The 7503-nt window shown below is 68.9% G+C and carries 6 protein-coding genes and 1 pseudogene; 2 read left to right on the top strand and 5 right to left on the bottom strand.

What is annotated here, in order from left to right; translation table 11 throughout:
• Nucleotides 1-333: pseudogene (locus ACWD3D_RS30625) on the bottom strand (hypothetical protein); the annotation flags it as partial.
• Nucleotides 334-471: 138 nt separating this feature from the next.
• Between ACWD3D_RS30625 and ACWD3D_RS30620 the strand changes: the two are divergent.
• Entirely contained in the window at nucleotides 472-2538 is a 2067-nt protein-coding gene (locus ACWD3D_RS30620) for a DHA2 family efflux MFS transporter permease subunit (RefSeq protein ID WP_451464003.1), read from the top strand.
• A 470-nt stretch (nucleotides 2539-3008) separates the two neighbouring features.
• Here ACWD3D_RS30620 and ACWD3D_RS30615 read toward each other — a convergent pair whose 3' ends face one another.
• The 4 genes from ACWD3D_RS30615 to ACWD3D_RS30600 form a co-directional block, all read right to left on the bottom strand.
• A complete protein-coding gene (locus tag ACWD3D_RS30615) occupies nucleotides 3009-3884 on the bottom strand; it encodes a hypothetical protein (protein ID WP_451464002.1) in 876 nt (291 codons plus the stop codon).
• Nucleotides 3881-5194 carry a WXG100-like domain-containing protein gene (locus tag ACWD3D_RS30610; RefSeq protein ID WP_451464001.1) on the bottom strand — a complete coding sequence of 438 codons (1314 nt, stop codon included), beginning with the start codon at nucleotides 5192-5194 and terminating at the stop codon, nucleotides 3881-3883. The genes ACWD3D_RS30615 and ACWD3D_RS30610 overlap by 4 nt, the downstream gene beginning before the upstream one ends.
• Nucleotides 5191-5592 (bottom strand): hypothetical protein, encoded by a 402-nt coding sequence (locus ACWD3D_RS30605; protein ID WP_451464004.1) that lies wholly within the window; start codon nucleotides 5590-5592, stop codon nucleotides 5191-5193. The genes ACWD3D_RS30610 and ACWD3D_RS30605 overlap by 4 nt, the downstream gene beginning before the upstream one ends.
• A gap of 584 nt (nucleotides 5593-6176) precedes the next feature.
• Entirely contained in the window at nucleotides 6177-6656 is a 480-nt protein-coding gene (locus ACWD3D_RS30600) for a GNAT family N-acetyltransferase (protein ID WP_451464000.1), read from the bottom strand.
• Nucleotides 6657-6867: 211 nt separating this feature from the next.
• On the opposite strand from ACWD3D_RS30600, the gene ACWD3D_RS30595 reads away from it, so the two are divergent.
• Nucleotides 6868-7503, top strand: a 636-nt coding sequence (locus ACWD3D_RS30595) for a glycosyltransferase 87 family protein (RefSeq protein ID WP_451463999.1), incomplete at its 3' end; no start/stop codon positions are given.

Below are 7503 nucleotides of genomic sequence, written 5' to 3'. Positions count from 1 at the left end.
CACTTGTTTTGTTGATAAAGCACTGGACTCCATACTATCTCCGGCGACTCCTGTGTGGAGGCCCCTGGAAACGGCCGCCGCCCCGTCGGCCTCCCGCGCCGACCCGTCGGCGTTCGGCAGCGTCACGTAGGGCCTGATCCGCAGCGGGTCGAAGTCCTCGGCCGCGGCTGTCTCGTCGGCCTTCCCGGCTTTCCCGGTGGTGGTCTCCGCCGGTTGCGGTGCCGCTCCGGTGCCTGCGGCGGCGCATCCGCAGGCGGGTGTCGCGCCCGGCCCGGGTACCGGCGGTCTGCTGTCGCGCAGGCCGCCGCAGTTCGGGCACGTCTGTCCCGTCATCGTGGGTCCCCTCCCCTTGAATTGTCTTGGATTATGCAGTGCGCCGAGCGTGCGTTCGACGCGGTGTCACCGCTCAGCAGGCCATAAGCGGACATAGAGGTAAGGATGGTGTGTACCTGGAGATCCGAGGAGACACCCATGGCCCAGCAGTCGAGTCCGCCGCTCGCGCCCGGGGAAGGGCGGTCCACGCGGACGATCCTGGTGGCCATCGGTGCGCTGCTGCTCGGCATGCTGCTCGCCGCACTCGACCAGACGATCGTCTCCACGGCACTCCCCACGATCGTCAGCGAGCTCGGCGGGCTGGAGCACCTGTCGTGGGTGGTCACCGCCTACATGCTGGCGGCGACGGCGGCCACCCCGCTCTGGGGCAAGCTCGGTGACCAGTACGGACGTAAAAAGCTCTTCCAGACCGCCATCGTCATCTTCCTGATCGGCTCCGCCCTCTGCGGCCTCGCGCAGAACATGCCGCAGCTGATCGGCTTCCGCGCTCTCCAGGGGCTCGGCGGCGGCGGACTGATGGTGCTCTCGATGGCCATCGTCGGCGACATCGTGCCGCCCCGGGAACGCGGCAAGTACCAGGGGCTGTTCGGAGCCGTCTTCGGCGTCACCAGCGTGCTCGGACCGCTGTTGGGCGGCCTCTTCACCCAACATCTCTCCTGGCGCTGGGTGTTCTACATCAATCTCCCGATCGGTGTGGTCGCGCTGATCGTCATCGCCGCCGTCCTGCACATCCCGGTCAGACGGACCAAGCACACCATCGACTACCTCGGCACCTTCCTCATCGCGGCCGTGGCGACCTGCCTGGTCCTGGTGGCCTCCCTGGGCGGTACGACCTGGGACTGGGGCTCCGCGCAGATCATCGGGCTGGCCGTCCTCGCCGTGGTGTTGCTGATCGTCTTCGTGGCCGTCGAGCGGCGCGCCGCCGAACCCGTACTGCCCCTGAAACTCTTCCGGATCAGGACCTTCAGCCTCGTCGCCCTCATCAGCTTCGTCATCGGCTTCGCCATGTTCGGCGCGATGACCTACCTCCCGACGTTCCTCCAGGTCGTGAAGGGCATCACCCCGACCATGTCCGGCGTGCACATGCTGCCGATGGTGCTGGGGCTGCTGCTCACCTCCACCGGCTCCGGGCAGATCGTCAGCCGCACCGGCCGCTGGAAGGTGTTCCCGCTCCTCGGCACCGCCATCACCGCGATCGGACTGCTGCTCCTGCACCGGCTCGACGTGAACAGCTCCACCTGGGAAATGAGCGCCTACTTCTTCGTCTTCGGCGCCGGCCTCGGCCTGGTGATGCAGGTCCTGGTGCTGGTCGTGCAGAACGCCGTCCCCTACGAGGACCTGGGCGTCGCCACCTCCGGCGCCACGTTCTTCCGGTCCATCGGCGCCTCCTTCGGGGTCGCCATCTTCGGCACCATCTTCACCACTCTGCTCAACGACCGGCTCGCGGACGCGCTCGCCGGCCGGGCGCTGCCACCGGACGTCGACGCCGGAGGGCTGGCGGCCGACCCCCGCGCCATCGGTCAGCTTCCCGCCGACCTCCGGCCCGCCGTCCTCGACGCGTTCGCGACCTCCATCACCGACGTGTTCCTCTACGCGGCCCCGATCGTGCTGATCGCGTTCGTCGTCGCGTGGTTCCTCAGGGAGGACAAGCTGCGCGGCTCGGTCACCGCGCCCGACACCACCGAAACCCTGGCCTCGAACCCGGTCGAACGCTCCTCCTACGACGAGTGCGCCCGCGCCCTCTCCGTCCTCGCCACCCGCGAGGGGCGGCGCGAGATCTACGAGAAGATCACCGCCCGCGCCGGGTACGACCTGCTGCCCGCCGCCAGTTGGCTGCTGCTGCGCATCAAGCGGCACGGGGCGGTCGAGCCCGCCCGGCTCGCCGACGTCACCCCGCTGCCGCTGAAGGTCATCATCGACGCCTCCCGCCAACTGGAGGGGCGCGGACTCGCGCGCCGCGACGGCGTGCAGCTGGTGCTCACCGAGCCGGGTGCGGAGGCGGTCGTACGGCTCTCCCGGGCCCGCGAGGACTCCCTCGCCGAGATGCTCGGCGACTGGTGGGGACCGGACCGCCCGACCGATCTGGTCGCGCTGGTGACCGAGCTGACCGCCGAGGTCAGCGGCTCCAGGAAGGAGCAGCCCCACCTGCCCGAGGCGCCCCGGGACCACCAGGCCGAACCGCACCACCCCGGCCCGGCGGTCTGACCGGACCGAAACACCCCTGCCCCGAGGGCGCGGGCAGGGGTGCCCGGTCCGGGAGCCCGCACGGCTTTCCCCGCTACGGGCAAACGTGCCTCCCCCGACGGGAGAGCCGGTGTTCCACGGCCGCGGGTCGGGCGCCGCCGGCCTTCTTCAGCCGTGAGTGACGGGACTCGAACCTGCTCTGTACTCCGATCGTGACCTGCGGCTTTGCTGGGAAAGCGGACGAACGGGCGCATATGTATGACGCGGTGCGCGTTGGCGTGACGCTGCCCGCGATTCCGTTCGGCCATGGCCGAACGGAATCGTCCTGCTGGTCCAGGGATCTCCGGAAGACCTGTCAGGTGTTCCGGCGCGCCATGCCGCGTTCGACGAGCGCTCGGGCTTGGACGGGGCAGCGGTGGGCGGTGGCGCATGCGTGGGTGGTGCTGACGCCGTACCTTGATCGCCCGGGTCGGCAGAGGGGCGTTGCCGTGTCACCATGGCAGGGGCTCGGGGTGCCGGGCCCACCACCAGGCGAGTGCCGAGGCCCTGTCGTCAGGCCGAAGCAGCTCCTTGCGGAGCAGGCCGGTATCCTCCACGGTCAACTCGGCGAACAGTGCGTCCAGGGGCTCGAGCGCACTCTCGAGCAACGCAACTACGTTGTCCGGGAGTTGATCCCGGACGCGGTCCAGCTCGTCTCGTGCTTCCAGGCGTTCGCGGTAGAGATCGGGCGGACACCAACCGGACGGCGCCCAGTCCGATTCCAGCTGCCGGACCAGTTTCTCCCAAGCACACAGGCGATCGTTTGCGAGCCACTGCGCAGTCCCAGGAGTTCTGGTCTCCTCAAGCTGGAAGCGCTGAAGGTGTGCGTTGAAGGCGGCAGCGAGAGGTGTGGCGATCGGCTGCTCCCGGACCACCTCGGGGATGCGGGCGACCGGGACCTGCGGTAGCCGCGCCACGGGGGCCTCGACGGTGTCGATCGTGTAGCCCGACTCCTCGTCGTCAGATGCATTCAGTCGCACCCGTGTGACAAGCCCGTCCTCTGCCGCCAGCCAGTAGGCACTCGGCGGGGCCTCCTCTGCCGGAAACAGGACCAGGGCGGGCATCAACCGTGCCAAGGCGGATGCCACATCACGTTCGGTGGGCTGTGGTTGCACGGAATTCTGGACGTAGATGTCCAGAGACGTGGAGACATCGCCCGACACCACCGTCTTCTCGCACAGCACCAGGGCATCCCAGTTGCGCAGGTCCTGGTCGGTGTCCTCGTCCGCGACGTCCACGTCCTGCACGCTCACGCGCAGGCACTGCGCGAGCGCCGCGGCGAGGTTGTCGAGGTGGAGCGATTCGACGGTGAGGAAGTTGTAGGTCATTGATAGGTCCCGTTATAGATGGCCAGGGCCTTCTCTACGATGCCCGGGTTGTTCGTGAAGCGGGGGTTTCTGGTCAACTGCGGCGCAGCGCTCAGGTCACCCTTGGCCTTGACGATCTGCTGCAGGGCGGCGTACTCGTTCGCGTCCAGCTTGGCGATACCCGTGCCGCCGTCCGGGTAAGTCCTTCCAGTCTCCTCGACGCCGTACGTCCGTCCATTGATCTCGTAGCGGCTGATGGCCTTGTTGTAGGTGGCCTTGCCGGCGGCGATGTCGGCGATGTCCTGGGTGACATCCTTTTCGTAGCCGCGAAGGATGATGCTGCTCACCTTTCTGACCTCGCCACTGCCTGCTCCCGAGACCGTATGCCGGGGATTTGGGGGCTTGAGGTCCTTGCCGGCTGCGGGTCCCTCGACACTGCTCACCGAGGGCCAGGGGCCTCTTCCAGGGCCTGTGCCCGCACCGCCGCCGGAACCACTGACTCGCATCGCGTACGCATCACCGCTCGCGAGGTCACCAGAGACGCCCGAGAGGCCGCCCGGGACTCCGGCGAGAGCCGTACGCGGCCCCCCGAGGCCGACGTCGATGTCGTCGAAGAAACTGGATAACCCCCCAGCTCTGGAAACTTGGTAGGTGGCTCCGGCTCCGCCGAGGAGACCGCCGGTCAGCGCGCCGTACACTCCAGCACTTTGAGCCTCGTCGAGGTTGAGCCCGTCCTTCTGCTCGCCGGTTGCCATGGCGATGGGCTGGGTGACGGCGAGGTCGACGGTGACGGACTCGATGCCGGCAAAGGCGGCGGTGGCCAGGGTGGTGCCGGCGATGGTGGCGATCTCGGTGGAGACAGCAACACCGAGGGTGCCGGCGAGTTCTGTGACCGTCGCCGCGGCGGCCAGGGCGGCACCCTCGGAGATACCCGCGGTGAAAATTGCCAGGGCCGTGCCCGCGGCGATGGTCGCGCCGACGATCTCCAGCTCGTGTTCGAGCGTCTTCTTGGCTCCGTGTACGGCGTCGGCGTACGTCTCCAAGGCCTTGGCCATGGCGCGGGCGCCGTCGACGAGGTCCTGCAGCCAGCCCCTCCCGCCGTGGTAGTAGCGGCGCCAGTACGGGTCGTCGAAGGCCGAGACGGCCTCGCCCCTGTTGTGCTCGATGATGGTGCGAGCAGCCCTGTTCGCGGCGGCGGTCACCTCTTCGACGTCGTCTGCGAAGCCCCGCCATGCCTTCGCGGCATCGCGCAGCTTGCCCTCGTCGGCGTCGGGCCACCACATCCCCGTGAGGTCCTGGACGACCTCCCGGGCCTTGTCGGCAACGCTCACTGATCGTCGCCCTTGCCACCGCGGGGATCGACCTGGATCCTGCTGAACATCGAACGGACCAGCTTTTCGTTCTCGATGTGGCCGTCGGCCATGTCCGACATGGCGAGGTGGATGCTGGCCAGTCCCTCGGTGAGGATCTTCGTCGAGTCCTCGATCTGACGGACGCGAGGGCCGTACGCCTCATGGAAGTCGGTGCCCTGGTCGTCGTTCCCCCAGGCGGACCCGGCGTTGGCCAGTGCGAGCTTCAGGTCATGGAGCGCGCGGCCGAGCGCGGCGCTCTCGGTGAGGAAGGCGGGTGCGGTCGCCTTCAGATCAGCGATCTTGATGTCGAGTATCTCGCCGTCGTCGCCCATGACGTGCGTCTGCCACCTCCGTCGGCCAACCGGGTCTACGACCATAACCACGCTGTCATGTTCGCGACTGTGAGTAGAGCAAAGAGCGTGCAAAGATCAGTCGTCGCGGCGAGTTCGCTCGCGGGCACCGGAAACCACTCGTCAAGTCCGTCGATGGGCGCGCCCTCTGTGCCTCTATGGCCAGGACGTGACTGGGCCGGGTGCGTCACCGCCGTCAGCGTGGTCCTCCGAGATTCTGAGGTCATAACCGGTTCCGGTTTGCGAAGCTGGAATCCCTGCGCAGGCTCGATGAAGCCCTGACCGGGAGCCCATCGCAGGGCCACTGCTACATGTGGACGTCGACGGGCTTCCGGAACGCTTTCGCCTGCTCCGGGTCCTCGAACCTTTCGGCTTCGCAGGCCGCCGGCCACCGCGCCCTGCGTCAGCCGGCGGACCCGGCTTGCCGTCCCGCCCTTGCGGACCCGCTTCCTGATCGTTGCCATGGGGTGAACGGTGAGTCGAAAATCCGGCCGCGCGTTTGACCGGCGCAGGACACGAAGAAGCCCCTGATCTGCGTTTCCGCAGATCAGGGGCTTCCCCACCAAGGGTGAGTAACGGGACTCGAACCCGCGCGTCGCGCACGGCCGCCCTCACAGCTCCTTGGCGAACCAGTGGTCGGCGTACGGGCCGTCGTTGTACGCCGGGATCTCCCGGAAGCCGTGCTTCGCGTACAGCCCCCGCGCCTCCACCAGGTCGCTCCGGGTGTCGAGGCGGAGCAGCCGCATACCGGCCTCGCGGGCCACGTCCTCGGCGGCGGCCATCAGCAGCCCGCCGCCCCCGGTGCCCCGGAAGGCGGGGCGTACGTAGACCCGGGTCAGCTCGGCGGTGGCCGTGGCGCGGTCGAGGAACACCCCGACGCAGCTCGCGGCCACCCCGTCGAAGCGGCCCACCACCAGCCGGCCGGTGGGCGGGGCGAGCCGGTCGACGCCGTCGTCCGTCAGCCCCTCGTCGATCTCCGCCTCGGTCGCCGGCCGCTTCCAGTAACGGCTGGCGAGCTCGTCGTAGTAGTCCCGCAGCAGCCGTGCCGCGTCCGGCGCGTCGAATCGCTCAGGGGTCAAAGTCCAGGTCATGGGCCGATCCGATCATCGTGCGGGGTGAGGGGGAAGCGAATTTCGCCGACGGCGGCGGGACACGTGGGGCCCTCGGGCGGTACGGGGCGGATGGGGCGGGGAGGGCAATCTTTTGGGCAAAACGACATGAAGGTCAGGCGAAGTGGGGGTTGATGGCGTCTACCTCCGGGGGCAATGCGAGGCTTCATGGGCACGACCCGTATCCGCGGGAATGTGCGCGAAACGGCGGGAGGGTCGGCGCAGCGTGGCGAATGCGGAACACGGCGTGCGCGGGAGTGTGGCGACGGACGCGGAGACGAGGGCCGGGACGGCCCGGATCGTGCTCTGGGTGATCGTCGCCGCACTGGCCGTGCGGCAGATGACGGTGGTGCTCAGACAGCCGCCGGGTGAACGGCTGACCGATCTGGAGACCTGGACCGGGGAGAACGGTGTCCTGCGCGTCAAGGGCTCCCTCTACGACGCGGACCGGTTCACCGGGACACCTTTCGCGGGGCTCGTCCTGAAGCCGCTCGACGCGGCGGCGGAGCAGGCCCTCGGCATCGCCTGGACCACGGTCTCCCTGCTGCTCGTCGTCGCGCTCGGCGTCGTCGCGGCACGCGCGCTGCCCACCCCGGTGGGCCGCCGCACCGCGCTGTTCGCCACTCCGGTCGCCGTCGCCCTGTTCATGGTGTCGCTGCCGGTGCGCAACGCCCTGCACCTCGGGCAGACCAGCATCCTGCCGGTACTGCTCGTCCTCGTCGGCCTGCTGGCGGTCCGCGACCACCGGGCCCAGGGCGTCCTGGTCGGGATCGCGGCGGCGCTCCAGCCGCCCGTCCTGCTCTTCGCCGGGCTCCTGTGGCTGACCGGG

It is taken from the genome of Streptomyces sp. NPDC002690, from assembly GCF_053592415.1.
This window is presented reverse-complemented; position numbering and strand designations above follow the sequence as displayed.